Raw genomic sequence first — 17,217 nt, forward strand, 5'->3', positions numbered from 1 at the left:
TTAAAAAATCCCTGGAGATTTAAATCTTCCAGGGATTTTTTTTATATTCTTTGAACTTTTATGCCTGTGTCTAGGCCGTTAATATTATATTTTTCTTCAATCGCTTCATCAAAGATAACTTCGTCTGCAAGGACTTCTGTTTTTAAATAGTCTAGGTCTTTTGAAAGAGCAGATTTAATTTCGTCATCTGCTTGGATATAGACTTTTATTTTATCAAGTACATCAAAATCAGCTTGTTTTCTAAGTTGTTGGATTTTTGAAATAACTTCTCTTACAAAGCCTTCGTCTTTAAGTTCTTGGCTGATGTGGGTGTCTAAAATTATATAGACATTGTTTTCGTGAGAAACATCAAAGCCTTCTTTTCCTTCTATGTTTATTAGAACATAGTCTTCAATGATTTCTACGTCTTCTCCATCTAAGTTTACAAGGACTTTTCCATCTGCCCTAAGTTTGTCGATAAAGTCTTTGGCCTTTACTTCTTGTAAATATTTGGCAAAAAGTTTTATCTTTGAACCTAATATTGATCCTGCAACTTTGAAGTTTGGTTTTAGACTGTAGTTCATATACTCAGTTATGTCTTCACCAAAGTTAACTTCTTTAACGTTAAGTTCTTCTTTGATTAGGTCTGTTAGGTTTCCAATTGTATCTTTGAAACTGCCATCAATTACAACACTTGGTAGTGGTTGTCTTACTTTTATTTGGGCATTTTCACGAGACACACGACCTAGGGATACAATTTTTCTTACTAAGTCCATTTTTTCTTCTAGCTTTGTATCAATCAAGTCTTCATTAACTTTAGGATATTTTTCTAGATGAACTGTTTTGCCGTTTGTTAGATTTCTATAAAGTTCTTCTGCAATAAATGGTGTTATTGGTGCTACCATTTTTACTAGGCCTAGGAGAACTTCGTAAGTTGTATTATAAACTGCCTTCTTGTCTGTATCTAAGTCTTCCTTCCAGAATCTTCTTCTGTTTCTTCTTATATACCAGTTAGAAAAATCTTCAACTAAGAAGTCTTGGATAATTTTCACGACTTTATTTACATCATAATGGTCAAAGGCATCAGTTACTTCTTTTACTAGGTTGTTGTACTTAGAAAGTAACCATCTATCAATTTCTGGCCTTTCTTCATAAGGAATATTAAAGGACTGAAGGTCTATTTCATCTGTGTTTGCATATAGGCTTAAGAAGTTATAAATATTTCTAATTGTTCCGAAGAACTTTGATTGAACTTCTTTAATGTCTTCTTCGTTAAATTTAGTTGGTGTCCATGGTGGTGACACATAAACTAAATAATATCTTAAGGCGTCTGCTCCATATTTTTCAAATAGTTCTATTGGATTAACTGTGTTGCCTCTAGACTTAGACATTTTTTTGCCTTCCTTGTCTAGGATAAGGTCGTTAACTAAGACGTTTTTGTATGGAGACTTACCTTTGACATAAGTTGCTATTGCAAGTAGGGAGTAGAACCAGCCCCTTGTTTGGTCAATACCTTCGTTAATAAAGTCAGCTGGGAATAACTCGTCAAAGTTTTCTTTGTTTTCAAATGGATAATGATGTTGGGCAAATGGCATGGCTCCAGAGTCAAACCAAACGTCTATAACATCTTCTTCCCTAGTCATTGTACCGCCACACTTGTCGCATTTTAAATGTACGTCATCGACATAAGGTCTGTGAAGTTCTATTGATTCAGCTATATCTTCAATGGCTCTTTCAACTAGATCTTTTCTTGATCCAACTGAACTTATATGGCCGCAGTCATTACATCTCCAAACTGGCAGTGGGGTTCCCCAATAACGAGATCTAGAAATTGCCCAGTCGTTTAAGTTTTCTAACCAGTTGCCAAATCTCTTTTCTCCAACAAAGGATGGATACCAGTTTACTTCATTGTTGTTTGCAATTAGTTTTTCTTTAAAGTCTGTTACTTTAATGTACCAAGATGGTTTTGCATAGTAAATAAGTGGTGTATCACATCTCCAGCAATGAGGATAGTTGTGTTCTATTTTTTGTTTTCTATATAAGATATTGTTGTCATATAGGTAGTGAAGGATTTCGTGGTCAGCATCCATTACAAACATTCCCTTCCAAGGAGTGTCTGTAAATTGGCCCTTGTCGTCAACTGGATTTAAAACTGGAGCGTCATATCTTCTTCCAGTATTGTAGTCGTCTTCACCAAAAGCAGGAGCTGTATGAACTACACCTGTACCTGAATCAGTTGTAACATAGTCAGCAAGGGTTACGAAAAAGGCCTTCTTGTCTGCTTGTAAGAAAGGAAGTAATTGTTCATATTCAACATATTCAAGGTCCTTGCCTAAAAATTCATCTACAATCTCGTAGTCGTCTTTAATAACTTCATCTACTAGGGCCTTGGCTAAAATATAAGTTTCCCCTTGGTTTTTAACTCTAACATAGGTTACATCAGGGTGAACTGTTAATAGTACATTTGATGGTAGGGTCCAAGGAGTTGTAGTCCAAACTAGGAAGTACTCGTCTGCATCTTTTCTCTTAAACTTTACGTAGACTGTTTCAACCTTGTCTAACTTATAGCCTTGGGCAACTTCGTGAGATGCAAGTCCAGTACCACATCTAGAACAGTAAGGTAAAATTTTGTGGCCTTCATATAAAAGTCCATCTTCAAACATTGAATTTAAAATCCACCAAACTGATTCGATGTAATTATTGTCTAAGGTAATGTATGGATTGTCTAAGTCAATTAGATAGGCCATACGCTCAGTCATATCACGCCATTCTTTTTCATATTCAAATACAGAATCCTTGCACATTTTGTTAAATGCTTTAATTCCATATTTTTCTATATCTTGTTTATTTTTTAGGCCAAGTTTCTTTTCAACTTCAATTTCTACAGGAAGGCCGTGGGTGTCCCAGCCAGCCTTTCTTTTAACTTGAAAGCCTTGCATGGTTTTATACCTACAAGTTAAGTCTTTTAAGGTTCTGGCCATAACGTGGTGGATACCAGGTCTGCCGTTTGCTGTTGGTGGTCCTTCGTAAAAAATAAATGGCGGTGCATCGTTTCTTTCTGTTATAGAAAGATGAAGAAGGTCAATGTCCTTCCAATATTCCATTAAGTCTCTTTCACGATCATCAACAGACTTTTCAGATAATTCTTTTAATAAGTCCAAAAAATTTCCTCCTTTTGTCTTATAAGTAAATAATTTTGTTATTAATAAATAAACTCCCTGTTTCAAAAGGGAGTTTTAGGATTTGAAATCTAGTAATATTATAGACTATTACAATAAATTTTTCAAAAAAATATTTAGCTATAGTTAAATATTTTTCTCTTCTTTAACTAAATCAGAAAAAATTACGCTTTTAAACTCGTCTAAAAGGGTGTTTTGAATACCAGTAAGACTATTGTGGACTGCACAGTGGCCCATTTTTGAGCCAGCGTCACAAAGGCCTTCATTAACGCAGGCATTAATAACTAAATCTCCAGATATAGCAGTATATACATCATATAAACTTATATCTTTTGGATCTTTACATAAAACATAGCCGCCTTTTGGTCCTCTTATTGATTCAATTAAATCTGCTGCCATAAGTTTTCTCAAAATTCTATAGGTGAATCTCTCTGGAATTAATAATTCTTGAGAAAGTTGTAAAGCTGTTAAAATTTCTCCCTTTGGGTTTTTACAAAAAGCATAAATAATTCTAAAACCATAGTCGTTTTCTAAATTGAGCTTCATCTATTTACCTCTTTCTAAAATATTTTTTGCCGCTATATAAGAACTTGACCAAGCCCACTGAAGATTATAGCCTCCACAATCTCCATCTACATCTAAAACTTCGCCGATAAAATATAATCCTTTAACTTTTTTTGACTCTAAAGACATTGGATCAATTTCTCTAGTATCAACTCCGCCAGTTGTAGCTTGGGCAAAGGCAAAACCCTTGTATCCAGAAATATTCATTCTAAAGTCTGTTAATATTTCTGTCATTGCATTAACAAAATTGGTAGTGCATCTTATTTGCTCTTCATAATCCCTATTATACAATAATTTGTATTGGTTTACTACACTAATTATCAATTTTTTATTTACAATTCCAAGTAAAAAGTTTTCAAAGCTAATTCCCTCTAAGTTTTCTGCCCTGTCTTTAATCATTTGCTTGACCTCATCCTTAGGCAGGCCTATTAGGTTTATAGAAATCTCAACTTTCTTATTTTGATTTAAGGCTGCAATAGACTTTCGGGATAAGTCCATTATTGCTGGTCCTGACAAGCCGTAATCTGTAAATAAAACGTCGGCAAATTTTTCATCAATTTTTTTCTTATCTATATATAGACTCGCCCATGTATTTATTCTAACTCCCTTTAAGGCCTTGATCCTTTTATAGTCTGACTCTAACTGAACAATAGTTGGTCCTGGTTCTATTATTCTGTGGCCAAAGTCTTTGGCAATTCTATAGCCAATTCCATCTGATCCAGATGATGGCAGGGCCATGCCGCCAGTTGCAACTACAACTTTATCAGCCTTATAATTTTTCTTTCCTTCCAGGACAAAACTTTCGCCAACTTTTCTAACTCTATCGATTTTTTCTTCTAAGATGACATTTACTTCATATCTTTCCATTGCAAGTCTTAAAAAATCTAAAACTGAAGATCCTTGAAGAGACAGGGGAAAAACTCTGCCATCAGCTTCTGAAATAGGATAAATTCCCAGAGTTTTTAAAAGTTCAATGGCATCTTGGTTATTAAATTTGCTTACAACTTCCATAGGAAAGTCTGAATTTTCACTGTGAAAATTATTTGCTTCAAGGCTGACGTTTGTGTAGTTACACCTGCCATTACCTGTTGCTAAAAGTTTTTTTCCTACTCTTTCATTTCTCTCGTATAGGTTGACTTCAAAGTCTGGTTTTTGTTTTTTTATAAGAACGCTTAAAAGCATACCAGCTGGTCCGCCACCTATTATTCCAATTTTCATATTAAATCTCCTAATCTACGCTCTTTAAGGCCTCTATCATATCAATGTTCTTTAGTTTTATATGCATTAACACCATTACTATTAGTGTAAAGAAAATAGTAAAAACTGATGAAATTAAAAATGCTAAAAGATAAACTGGGTCTCCAAATAAAATATTGTCTGGCGCAAAGGCTGCAAGTATAAATTCAACTATGGCCCTTCCTAGGCCCATGCCTAAAAATATTCCTATTAGAGATAGAAAAAAGGTTTCCTTATAAACATATTGGGTTAGTTCTCCATTATAAAAACCTAGAACCTTCATTGTAGACAACTCTCTAATTCTCTCTGACACGTTAATATTTGTCAGGTTATATAAAACCACTAGGGCCAGTAGCATTGAAACCACAACAATAATAACTATAATTAAGTCTAGAGAATTTAAGGTGTTGTCTAAAATTTCTGATGCATCCTTAGTTGAAATTGAGGAAATTATATTTTCATTTTCAAGTAAGGTCTTTGAAAGATCATCTATGGACTCAGAGTCATTTTCATAAAGGTCAAGTAGTAAAGCATTGACTGTAAAATTTTTTTTAGAAACTTTTTCCATATAGGCTGGACTGGCGTAAATATAGTGGGCCAAATAATTTTTTACAATAGCTGAAACTTTAACTTCAACATCTTCTCCATCAATTTCTAAAATAATAGAATCTCCTGGCTTTACTCCTGCAAGTTTAGAAATTTTTTCTGTTAAAAATACACCAGAATCATCTAAGTCTAAAACTTCCTCAGACTTATAGTCAACAAAATTTACTAAAGAGTCTAAATCTTTTTCTAAGTCTACTATTAAATTTACATCTTGGGTGTAGCCAGATTTTACAGGAAGTTTCAGTGAATTTATTGAAACTCCTACTCTATCTCTTACATTTTTATATGAATCTACAAAGCTTTCATTATCTTTTAAATCACTTACGCCTAGGTCTTCTTTTAAAATTAGGGTCATATCATAGTGGACAAGCTCACCAAATTGGATACTTACAATATTTTGCATAGAATTTTTCATACCAAAACCTAAGATCATTAAAGCCATACATACTGCAACTCCAGTTATAGTCATTAGCATCCTGCCCTTGTATCTAAATATATTTCTAGCAGTTATCTTGTTCATAAAAGAAAGTCTCTTCCAAAGTGGAGTAACTTTTTCTATAAACAATTTCTTTCCCATTTTTGGTGCCTTTGGTCTAAGAAGAGAGGCTGTATTTTCTTTTAGAGTCTTATTGACAGAAAGATATGCTGAAAGACTTGTTGTAATTATTGCCAAGATTATAGCTATTACAAGTAGGGTTGGTGAAGTTATCTTAAGTGCTTTTGAATAAAACATATTGCCCATGTAGATTTCGTAAATCATCTGTGCAATTACTTTTTGCCCTACATAATTTCCTAAAATACTTCCAGCCAGGCCTGATACTGTTCCAAAAACTATAAACTTTAAGGCTATAATTTTATTTTCATAGCCTAGACCCTTAAAGGTTCCTATTAAAATTCTTCTTTCGTCTACCATTCTAGTCATAGTTGTCGAAGCAACTAAAACTGCAACAGATAGGCAGAGAATTGAAAAAACTAGGGCTAAAATTTTTAAAGATCCTGGGAAAGAATTTACCATATAATACATTTGGTCAGCCTTTCTAGAATCGATCATAAAGGTTGGAGCCTTTAGTTTAACAATATTATCCTTTGCATCAATAATTTGCTTTTCGCCTTTGTCGATTTTCTTTCTAGCATCTTTTTCTTCTTTGTTGTATTCTTTTAGTCCACTTTCATAATCTTCCTTGGCTTTTTCATAGTCAATCCAGCCTTGGTCTAGGTCTTTTTGTCCTTGGATTAAATCTTTTTCTCCTTGTTCAAGTTCTTTTTTAGCATCTGCTAATTTTTTTCTGCCGTCAGCAAGTTCCTTGGCTAAGGTTTCTTTGCCATTTTCATAATCAATTAGACCTTTTTTGTAGGCCTTTTCTCCATCTATTAGTTTTTGTTCGTTTTTCTTAAACTCTTTTTCGCCAGCTTCAAATTCTTCTATAGCTGCATTTAATTTTTTTCTACCTGCATCTAAATCTTCCTTGGCCTTGTCAAGTTCAGCTTGGCCTTGGGCTAGTTTTTTTTCTGCCTCTTCAATGGCCTCGTCGCCGTATTTTATAACTTCGTCCTTGGCTGGTCCCTCACTTTCAACTTCTTTAAAGTTTTCAAGGTTTTTATTTAAGGCTGCAAGTTTGTTAGTCTTTTCATTAAGAGCGTTTTCTTCATTAGAAATTAAACTTTTTAGGTCTGCAATTTTTTTCTCTACTAGGTCTTTTTCTAAATCAGTTTCAACAATCTCTTCATTATAGGCAAGTTGGGCCTTGTAGTTTTCTAAATTTTCCTTGTGCCTATCTATTTGATTATTTAAATCAGTAATGGCTCTTGTGATTTCTTCTTTTGACTTATAGTGGCTTAGGTCGCCGTATTTAATTTCCTTGGAAATTTTAATTTTTTCTTTTTGTTTTTCAAGTTCTCTTTTGCCATCTTCAAGTTTTTTTAGGTTTTCTAAGTAAAGGTCTTCGCCTTTTTTAAAGTCGGCCTTGGCCTTGTCTAATTCTTTCCTTCCGTCTTCAAGCTTTGTTCTAGCTTTTTCCAGTTCTACTCTTCCATCTGCTAATTCTATTTTTGATTGGTCTAACTTTATCTTTCCATCTGCTAGTTTTTTTTCGCCTTCAAGCTTTCCTTTTTCTAAATCTCTTAGGCCCTGGTGATAGTTTTCCCAGCCATCATCAAGTTTTTCTCTTCCCTTTAAAAGGTCGACTCTTCCCTGTTCAAGTTCTACCTTGCCATCTAAAAGCTTAACTTTTCCATCGTCTAATTCTTCCTTGGCTTGAGCAAGTTGGTCCTTGGCATCCTTTAGCTTTTCTTCTGCTTCCTTTATTTGATTTTGAAGTTCTTCTTTAAACTCATCTAGCCTAAGTCTTGGTCTATCTTTAAAGTCTGCCTCTAGTGAAGTTATAAGTGTGTCTACTCCGTCTTCATATGCCTTGTCGTAGGACTTATACTGGTCTAGACCCACACCCTTGATTTTAGCCTTGGTATAATAATCCATGTCAAAGTTTTCATCTAAGATATATCCATAAGACCAAATTGTTCCAGAGCCAATTGAGGTTAACTCAGTAGAAAGTTCAGAAATGTGTTCAACGCTGTTTACAAGGCCTGTTACTTTAAATTCATTTGATCTTAAGGTTTTAATATCTTCATCATTATCAACGTCTACAAAACTAATTGTATCCCCAAGGTCAATGAGGTCTTTAAATTGCTGGTAAGAAAGAGCAATTTCGTCACTTGCTTGAGGAAGTCTTCCTTCAACTAAAATAGGCCTAGTTATTCTCTTTGAAAGATTTTCCAGTCTTACAATTTCATTATTGTCTCCATTTAAGACGTCAACAAATTTGAGCATTTCAAAATCATCTACCAAGGGATTATTTTCGATAATATACTTATCTTTTTCTCCTAAGCCTAAAGTAGATGTAATGATGACATCGTGCATATTTGCTTCGTTATAATAATATTCAGGTGTTAGTTCTAAAAGTTTAGTAGCCATAAAGACTCCTGAAAAAGCAAGAATGCTTATAAAAAGCAGGGCCATTATAGAGAAGAACCTGCCTTTGTTTTTTCTTATCTCTCTAAAAATATCTTTTAAAACAGTTTTGTTCATTAATTAAAACTACCATTCTATTAAATCAATTGATTGTGGGTTTTCGTTTGTCGAAATATCTCTTACCCTTGCGTCTGCTATTTCAATTAATTTGTCTGCCATTGGTGCTATAGCCTTGTTATGAGTAATAACTATAACTGTTGAGTCAAATTTTTCAATTGTAGAGTGAAGAAGTTTTAAAATTTGCTTGCCAGTGTGGTAATCTAAGGCTCCAGTAGGTTCGTCACAAAGTAAAAGCTTAGGGTTTTTTGCAATAGCTCTAGCTATTGCTGCCCTTTGCTGCTCTCCACCTGAAAGTTGAGATGGAAAGTTATTGAGCCTATTTGATAGGCCAACTTGTTCAAGGACTTCTCTTGCATCTAAAGGAGACTTAGAAAGTTCGGTTGCAAGTTCAACATTTTCTAAGGTTGTAAGATTTGGAACTAGATTATAAAATTGGAAGACAAAACCTACGTCATATCTTCTGTATTTAATAAGGTCCTTTTCTGAAAAATTTGCAATGTTTTGCCCGTCAACAAAGACTTCTCCTTTAGTCGGCCTATCCATGCCACCTAAAATATTTAAAATTGTAGATTTTCCAGCACCTGATGCGCCAACTATTACATTAAAATCTCTTTCATCTATGTCAAAACTAATATCATTGTTGGCAATAATTTTGTTTTCACCCATAGTATAAATTTTTGAAACATTTTTTAACTCTACATAAGACAAACAAATCACCTCATCTCAAATTTACCCGATTTTAAATAATACAATCTAAACAAAAAAAGTCCCTAACAGTTAAATGTTAAGGACTAAAATTTTTTCAGTTATTAGTCTAATACTCTTCTTGCATGAGAAAAACAGTTTTTGAAATAATATGAATCTATTGGCGTTTCAATAATACTCTTGGCAGAGTTTGATGCATGAACCATTTTTCCACCACCAACATAAAGGGCAACGTGATTAATAACACTACCACCCTTGCTAGTGAAGAATAAGAAATCTCCTGGTTCTAAATCCTCTTCAAAAACAAGTTCTCCTACTTCGGCCATATCCTTTGAGGATCTAGGTAATTTCTTGTCAGTAAATTCACCCATTAAAGAATAAATCATACCTGAACAGTCATAACCTTCCTTACCAGTGTCTCCATAAACGTATGGGCTGCCAATTAGGGTATAGGCCTTGTCAATAATTTTTTCAACTAAACCAGCACTTTCAGCACTTAGGCTTAGTGGTCTTTCATAAGTTGTTCTTTTAATTTTTTCTACTAAAGTTTCTTCTTTAGTATAAATTGAAATCTTTTCTTTTGCTACTTGGTACTTGTTTTGGTTGTTGTCGAAAACTATGTAATAGTCTTCTTGGAACCATGCAACTTTAACAGAATCTCCCTGGTTAATAGAAAAGTTACTTCTACCATTATCTAAAAATAAATCCTCATTGGCCTTTCCATCAACTATGTTTCTAATTCTGTCTGGATCCAAACAATCATCTTTTTTTACGAATCCCCTAAGACCATCTTCAGTTAGAACAAGGTCTTTGTCTCCTTGAGATTCAAGGAATTTTAAATATTCATTACTAGCAAGTACTCTAATTACTTGATCATTTTCATCATATAAAGTTGTGTTTTTAATAACAGTGTAACCATTTACTCCATTGTCAACTTTCAATAGACTTTCTTTTGGTACATAGAAAGTATTGCCATCAGCTTCAACCTTGTAAGTTGTTTTGCTGGCACCTTCGCCTGTTATTTCAGCCCTGTCATTAGGGCTATAAGAAACTTCTGTTCCGTTATTAAGTTTTGCGTTGAAGTTATTTACAAAAATTCCCGTATCTTTAAAGCCTACTAGGCCAATTACTAATGTAAAGGCCAGGCCTACTGGAACTTTAAAATTGCGTTTTTGCAACTTAAGCACTCCTTTTCTCTTTACTTCTAATAACTAATAAAATTATAGACTAAACTAGGCCTTAATGCAAGAAAAAAAGTTACAAAATGTTTACAATTGTAAATATTTTGTAACTTTTCATAATTATTTCACAAAAAAGAGTAAACCTATAAGCCGTGTTCTGTGTTATCTAATCATTAATCTAGCCTTATTGTTGCCAATAAGTTCATGCGATCTACCATCTGACAATTGCTTGCCCCATTTGATCTTGCTCCAGGTGGGGTTTACATAGCCATATAATCATTTATATGCTGGTGAGCTCTTACTTCACCTTTCCACCCTTACCTTATATAAATAAGGCGGTATATCTCTGTTGCACTAGCCTTAGGGTCACCCCTACTGGACGTTATCCAGCACCTATTGTAGGAGCACGGACTTTCCTCACTTTAAGCGCGATTAGTCAGTTTACTCTTTCCATATTATATTTTAAATCTCTTTTTTTATCAAGTCTTTATGATATTTTTGTTGGAACGCCTAAAAGTTTTCCATCTGATCCTTGAAGAATTTCTAACAAGGCTCTTTTTAAATTTATAAAATCATTCTTATTAACTTCTTTGCTGCTAGCAAGAACTAAAGACTTTTCTAAATACATATTTTCAAATTCAGCTTCTTTTTCTAAGTCAACTACTAGGGCCTTTTCAAAAGTTTTTTGTAAATCAAAGGCTTTTAAGTTATAAAAAGATTTTTTATTTCCAGCTAAGGTCTTACAAAGGTCTTTTCCTTCTTCTTGATTTAAATTTTCGTAGTCGTATCTTGAGTAGACTTTTATTTTGCTTTTATCAATATTATTTTTTTCTAAAAGTTTTTCAATTTCCTCAAAATCTCCAAGGTCTTCTTCTATATAAAATCTTTGAACTTGAGGTCCAATATCTGTTCTATAATACTTGCCTTCAAAATCAATTGTCTCTGCTGCTTTATAAGCTTTATTTATTGCTTCCTCAAAAGAATCTTCTATGGCAACTACTGAAAGAACTCTACCACCTGCTGTCACTAATTTATCATCTTCAAGTTTAGTTCCTGCATGATAAATTTTTACGCCTTCAAGTTGGTGAATGTTTGATATTTCATAGCCTTTTTTGTAGCTTTCTGGGTATCCAGCTGATGCTAAAATCAAAGTTAAAACTTTTTTGTCATTAAAGACAAGATCGGCCTCAGCTAATTTGTCTTCGCTGGTTTTTATCATTAGGTCTAAAAGATCTGAATCCAGTCTATTTAAAATTGATTGGGTTTCAGGATCTCCAAAGCGAGTGTTAAATTCTAAAACCTTAATGCCATCTGCTGTAATCATTAGGCCAATAAAAATAACTCCTCTAAAATCCATTTTATCTGCTTGGATCCCTTTTAGAAATGGATTTAGAATCTCTTCTTCAAGATCAGCTAAATATGGACTTGCTTGAATATTTGGGCTATAAGTTCCCATACCACCTGTATTTAGACCCTGGTCCTTGTCAAAAATATTTTTATGATCCTTGGATGTTGGAAGCATTTTTATTGTGTGGTTGTCTACAAAGGCAATTAAACTCATTTCAAAGCCTTCGAGAAACTCTTCAATAATTACTTTCTTAATTCCATAGTCTCCAGTTTTTAAAATTCTCCTTAAGTACTTTTCTCCATCTGAAAGATTATCTACAATGAAAACTCCCTTACCTGCACAAAGACCATCAGCTTTAATTACAGCCTTAGATGATTCGTCTAAAAGTTTTTTTGTAAAATCAATCGCCTGGTTAAGGTTTGATGTTTCTATATATTGACCAGTTGCAATATTATGTCTAACCATAAAGTCTTTGGCAAAGGCCTTAGAGCCTTCTAGCCTTGCACTTTCTTTTCTTGGTCCAAATATTTTTAGCCCCTTATCTTCAAAGACATCAACTAGACCTAGGTTTAGTGGGTCTTCTGGACCGACAATAGTAAAGTCTATTTTATTTTTTTCTGCAAAAGCTACTAGGCCATCAAGGTCTGTAACTTTTATATCTACATTTTCTCCTACTTTTCCAGTGCCGCCATTGCCTGGAGCAAAATATATTTTATCACACATGGGTGACTGGCTTATTTTTTCTCCAATGGCATGTTCTCTTGCACCAGAACCGACAATTAAAATTTTCATAAGTCCTCCAAAAATTAACAAACAACTTTTTCTCTTTTTTATTATAGCAAATATTATAAATCTCCTCAATACAAGGACTAGATTAATAAAATAAAAAAGCCTGGCCTAAACCAAGCTTTGTGCAAGTAAGATTTAAAAAAATACTGGATCTGTAAAAATATCTACAGATAAGTCTTTAAATTCTTCTTCAATTAAATTTTTCATGGAATAGAGGACTGGAAATTCTGATTGAAAATGACCTAGGTCTACTAATAGCAAGTCTTCTTCATAAGCTAATTGACCATCGTGATGTTTAATATCTGCTGTTATTAAAACGTCACAGCCTAGGGCCTTGGCAATTTTTATTCCAAAGGCACCTGATCCGCCAATAAAGGCTAGCTTTTTAATATTGTCCTTACTTCTGCCATAGATTTTATAGTCTTTGAAATTTTTATCTAAAACCTTTTTAAAATCTCCAAGAGAAACTTCTTCTATCTCTCCTACAGTTCCAATTTCATCTTCAAAGTACTGGGATATGTTTTCTAACTTTTTAAGTGGAAACTTTTCTGCTAGAGCATAATTAACTCCACCTACAGCCTTGTCTAAGTTAGTGTGGGCTGAGTAAACAGTGATTGAATTGTCAATTAGTTTTTTTATTAAAGCTCCCTTATAAGTTCCAATGTCAATCTTCTTAATCTCATTAAAGAAAAATGGATGGTGGCAGAGAATTAAATTTTTTCCCTCTACTAAAGCCTTATCAACTGCTCGATCTGTTAGGTCCATAGAAAGCAAAACTCCCTTAAGGTCAGCTTGTTTATCTCCTAATTGCAGGCCACAGTTGTCCCAATCTTCTTGGGTATTTAAGGGTGCAATGGCTTCTATATAATCTATAAGTTCTGAAATTTTAATAGTCATCTAATAGCTCCTTATAAAGTTTAGCTTGTCTTTCTAAGTTTTCTCTTCTCTTTATGGCCTTTATACTTTGTGACTGGCTGGCCTTTTTTATATAATTTTCAGTTTTTTCTAAAAGATGCTCCAAATATTCTTTTAGCACTGGATCTTTTTCTTCTAAAAGATTTTTAGCAAAATAGTAGTCACAGCTAGATCCTAAATCTTTACCAGGAATAAATTTCATTATTTCATAAAATTTATTTTTATCTCTGACTATGGCTTCTTTTGTGATTTTAAAACCATTTGCTACTAAATATTTTCTAACTTGGTCTCTTTGGGTCATTGGTTGCAGGATTAGAGTTTTATCCTTCACTAAGTCAAAGGACTCCTGAAGAATTTTTATAATTAAGTCTCCGCCCATGCCTGCTATAATAACTAGGTCAAAGTCCTTGTCTCTAAGGGGGACAAGGCCGTCGCCTAAAAGAGAAATAACTCTTTGGTCATTGCCTCTGTTGTAGGCAAATCTCTCATTTTTTCTCAAAGATGGCTCAGAAATATCAGTGGCATAAACTTTTTTTGCTAAATTTTCTTCTACTAAATAGTTTGCTACATACCCATGGTCGCAACCAACATCTACTACTATGTCAGCTTTTCCAACTAAATCAACAATTGCACTAAGTCTTTGGTCTAAAATAAGTTTTTTCATTATTCTAAATAATTTTTATTCTAAATAGTCTTTTAGTTTTTTGCTTCTGCTAGGATGTCTTAACTTTCTTAGGGCCTTGGCTTCTATTTGTCTTATTCTCTCTCTAGTTACGTCAAATTCCTTGCCAACTTCTTCTAGAGTTCTAGACCTGCCATCTTCTAGACCAAATCTTAAAATTAAAACCTTCTTTTCCCTTTCATTTAAAGTATCCAAAACTTCTGTAAGTTGTTCTTTCAAAAGTGTAAAAGAAGCAGCATCTGATGGCGAAACTATTTCATCATCTGGAATAAAGTCTCCAAGATGAGAGTCTTCTTCTTCACCAATTGGTGTTTCTAGAGAAACTGGTTCTTGGGCAATTTTTAAAATCTCATGAACCTTGGCTTCGTCTATGCCCATTTCCTTGGCAATTTCTTCTGGAAGTGGGTCTCTTCCAAGTTTTACTATAAGTTTTCTTTGGGTTCTAACTAACTTATTAATAGTTTCAACCATGTGAACTGGTATCCTAATAGTCCTAGCTTGGTCGGCAATGGCCCTAGTTATAGCCTGTCTTATCCACCAAGTTGCATAAGTTGAAAACTTAAAGCCTTTTCTGTAATCAAATTTTTCTACAGCCTTCATTAGACCAAGATTTCCCTCTTGGATTAGGTCTAAGAACATCATGCCCCTGCCTACATATCTCTTTGCTATAGAGACAACAAGTCTTAGGTTGGCTTCAGCTAGTCTTTGTTTGGCAAATTGGTCACCTGCTTCAATAGCCTTGGCAAGTTTAACTTCTTCTTCTGCAGTAAGCAAATCGACTTTTCCAATTTCCTTTAAATACATTCTGACAGGGTCATCTACAGAAATACCTGCAGGAACAGACAAGTCTTCGTCTTCGATATTTATTTCTTCATCATCTTCGTCATCTATATCAGCATCGACGTCAATATCGTCTTCTTCAGCTTCATTTTCTGTCATTACATCTATATGTGCTTTTTCTAATCTTTCATAAACAGAGTTTATTTGTTCAGCGTCTATGTCTTCTTGGTCTTCGTAGGCCTTGGCTACATCTTCATAGGTCAAGTAGCCCTTGCCCTTGCCTGCCTTAATAAGTTCTTCTAAAACTTCTCCTAGTTCTCTGTTCTCTTCAAGTAATTCTTTCGTATCTGTCATAGTATCCCCTCGCTTTAATCTAAGACTACAAATTTATATTTATAAGCTTGTTTATTAGGTCATTTAAAAGTTCAACTTCATCTGGACTTTTATTTTTTTTTGCTTCTAATATTCTAATTCTCTCTACAATATCTCTTCTAGAATTAATAGAGTCTGTTTCTATTAACCTGTCAATCATTTCTTGAACTAGTTGTTTTTTGTCTATTTTTTCAAATTCTAAAACGTCCTTAGATAATTCGGTATATAAAAACTCATCAATTATATAATTATTTCTCAAATATTGCAAGACTGTATCCTTGTCTAAGTTTTCTTCTTCATCAAAGCTAGACTTAATAGATTGGTAAACCTCTTTTAGTTTTTTGTTGTCAATCATAGAGGCATCTAAGGTCTTTGAAAACTCTAAAAAAAGCTCCTTGTCGTCCATCATTAGCTTAAAAATTTCTATAATATCCTTGTCTTTTTGAGACAAGTTAATTTTTTCAGGCCTCTTTGTTGGCTTAACATTATTTATCCTAGGCTGCTTGCCTTTGCCAGCAAAAATTTCCGCCTTTATAGCATCTACTGAAATGTCAAAGTCTTTTGATAGTTTTTTTATCTGTAATTCTCTTTCTATTGGACTTTTTATAGTCTTTATAATGTCTCCAATGTATTTAATCAACTTCACCTGGTCGTCAATTTCATTTAGATTTAAGCTGTCCTTGTAGTCGTCAATTAAAAAATTGTAACCTGATTTGGCCCCTTTAAGTTGGCTTTCATATTGGATAGGACCTTCTTCTTGAATAAATGAATCTGGGTCTAGGTCTCTAGGTAATAAGACTACAGATGCGTCCCAATCTAAAGAATGCAGAACCTTTAAGGCTCTTTTTATGGCAGTCCTTCCTGCCTGGTCTCCGTCATAGGATATATATAAGTTGTCTGTGTACTTTCTCAAAAGTCTGGCCTGGTCAGGAGTAAAAGCTGTTCCCAAGGAGGCAACTGATCCCTTAATTCCAGCTAGGTCTAAGGCTATTACATCAATATAACCCTCGCACAAAATTAGCCTGTCTAGCTTTTTGTGTTTCTCCATTCTATTTAGGCCATAAATTGTCCTGCCCTTGTTATAAATTGGCGAATCTGCTGTATTTATATACTTGGGCATTTCATCACCCATAGCCCTGGCACCAAAACCTAAAACCCTGGACTTGGTGTCAATAATTGGAAAGATAATTCTATTTTTGTAAAAATCATAATATGATCCAGACTTATTTTTTCCAATTAAACCAGCTTTAAAGGCAAGTTCAAGGTCATAACCTTGAGCTTTTAAATAACTTACTAGGTCATCCCAAGAATTTTTTGCATAACCTAGGCCAAATCTTTTAATTCCACCTGGTCCAATATTTCTATTTTTTAAATACCTTAATGGTTCTTTGGCTACTCTTAGGTTTTTCATATAATAGGCGGCTACATCTCTAGTCATTGTATACATTTCGTCCATCATATCCTGATAAGAGTTGTCAATGTTTCCTTTTGACTTAATTTCTACTCCGTATTGGTCTCCTAGCCTTTGGCAGGCTTCTGGAAATGATAGGCCTTCCATTTTCATAACAAAGCTAATCACATTTCCTCCTTCGCCACAGCCAAAACACTTGTAGATTTTCTTTTGAGGAGAAACTGTAAAGGATGGAGTTTTTTCACCATGAAAAGGACAAAGGCCCTTATAATTTGCTCCAGCTTTTTTTAAATCCATATACTGAGAAATTACATCGACTATGTCTGCCCTATCTCTAATTTCTTCTAAAGTTCTATCATCTATAAAATAAGCCATAAAAACA

The 17,217-nt window shown here is 33.9% G+C and carries 11 protein-coding genes and 1 other RNA gene; all 12 read right to left on the reverse strand.

Annotated features, from left to right (window positions below; genetic code table 11):
• Nucleotides 1-41: 41 nt before the first annotated feature.
• Nucleotides 42-3,140, reverse strand: coding sequence for an isoleucine--tRNA ligase (gene ileS / locus BN2667_RS05370; RefSeq protein WP_075967891.1), 3,099 nt, complete (start codon nucleotides 3,138-3,140; stop codon nucleotides 42-44).
• A 144-nt stretch (nucleotides 3,141-3,284) separates the two neighbouring features.
• Nucleotides 3,285-3,704 carry an RrF2 family transcriptional regulator gene (locus BN2667_RS05375; RefSeq protein WP_054252304.1) on the reverse strand — a complete coding sequence of 140 codons (420 nt, stop codon included), beginning with the start codon at nucleotides 3,702-3,704 and terminating at the stop codon, nucleotides 3,285-3,287.
• Nucleotides 3,705-4,940, reverse strand: a complete 1,236-nt coding sequence (locus BN2667_RS05380; protein WP_054252305.1) for a BaiN/RdsA family NAD(P)/FAD-dependent oxidoreductase — start codon at nucleotides 4,938-4,940, stop codon at nucleotides 3,705-3,707.
• Nucleotides 4,941-4,950: 10 nt separating this feature from the next.
• The gene (locus BN2667_RS05385; protein WP_054252306.1) at nucleotides 4,951-8,649 is read right to left on the reverse strand and encodes an FtsX-like permease family protein; all 3,699 of its coding nucleotides are present in this window, start codon (nucleotides 8,647-8,649) and stop codon (nucleotides 4,951-4,953) included.
• 9 nt (nucleotides 8,650-8,658) lie between these two features.
• Nucleotides 8,659-9,360, reverse strand: a complete 702-nt coding sequence (locus BN2667_RS05390; protein ID WP_054252307.1) for an ABC transporter ATP-binding protein — start codon at nucleotides 9,358-9,360, stop codon at nucleotides 8,659-8,661.
• Between the two features lie 101 nt (nucleotides 9,361-9,461).
• Entirely contained in the window at nucleotides 9,462-10,535 is a 1,074-nt protein-coding gene (locus BN2667_RS05395; protein WP_054252308.1) for a C40 family peptidase, read from the reverse strand.
• Between the two features lie 133 nt (nucleotides 10,536-10,668).
• An RNA gene (rnpB, locus tag BN2667_RS09055) (RNase P RNA component class A) lies at nucleotides 10,669-10,986 on the reverse strand.
• Nucleotides 10,987-11,025: 39 nt separating this feature from the next.
• Nucleotides 11,026-12,678 carry a phosphoribosylamine--glycine ligase gene (gene purD / locus BN2667_RS05400; RefSeq protein ID WP_075967893.1) on the reverse strand — a complete coding sequence of 551 codons (1,653 nt, stop codon included), beginning with the start codon at nucleotides 12,676-12,678 and terminating at the stop codon, nucleotides 11,026-11,028.
• Between the two features lie 132 nt (nucleotides 12,679-12,810).
• The gene (locus tag BN2667_RS05405; RefSeq protein ID WP_054252309.1) at nucleotides 12,811-13,572 is read right to left on the reverse strand and encodes a Nif3-like dinuclear metal center hexameric protein; all 762 of its coding nucleotides are present in this window, start codon (nucleotides 13,570-13,572) and stop codon (nucleotides 12,811-12,813) included.
• Nucleotides 13,562-14,254, reverse strand: coding sequence for a tRNA (adenine(22)-N(1))-methyltransferase (locus BN2667_RS05410; RefSeq protein WP_054252310.1), 693 nt, complete (start codon nucleotides 14,252-14,254; stop codon nucleotides 13,562-13,564). The genes BN2667_RS05405 and BN2667_RS05410 overlap by 11 nt, the downstream gene beginning before the upstream one ends.
• Nucleotides 14,255-14,269: 15 nt before the next feature.
• Nucleotides 14,270-15,406 carry an RNA polymerase sigma factor RpoD gene (gene rpoD / locus BN2667_RS05415; RefSeq protein WP_054252311.1) on the reverse strand — a complete coding sequence of 379 codons (1,137 nt, stop codon included), beginning with the start codon at nucleotides 15,404-15,406 and terminating at the stop codon, nucleotides 14,270-14,272.
• Nucleotides 15,407-15,431: 25 nt separating this feature from the next.
• Entirely contained in the window at nucleotides 15,432-17,210 is a 1,779-nt protein-coding gene (dnaG, locus tag BN2667_RS05420; RefSeq protein WP_054252312.1) for a DNA primase, read from the reverse strand.
• Nucleotides 17,211-17,217: the final 7 nt, after the last annotated feature.

Origin of the sequence: Neofamilia massiliensis (genome assembly GCF_001299475.1) — a bacterium.
Classification (GTDB): domain Bacteria; phylum Bacillota; class Clostridia; order Tissierellales; family Peptoniphilaceae; genus Neofamilia; species Neofamilia massiliensis.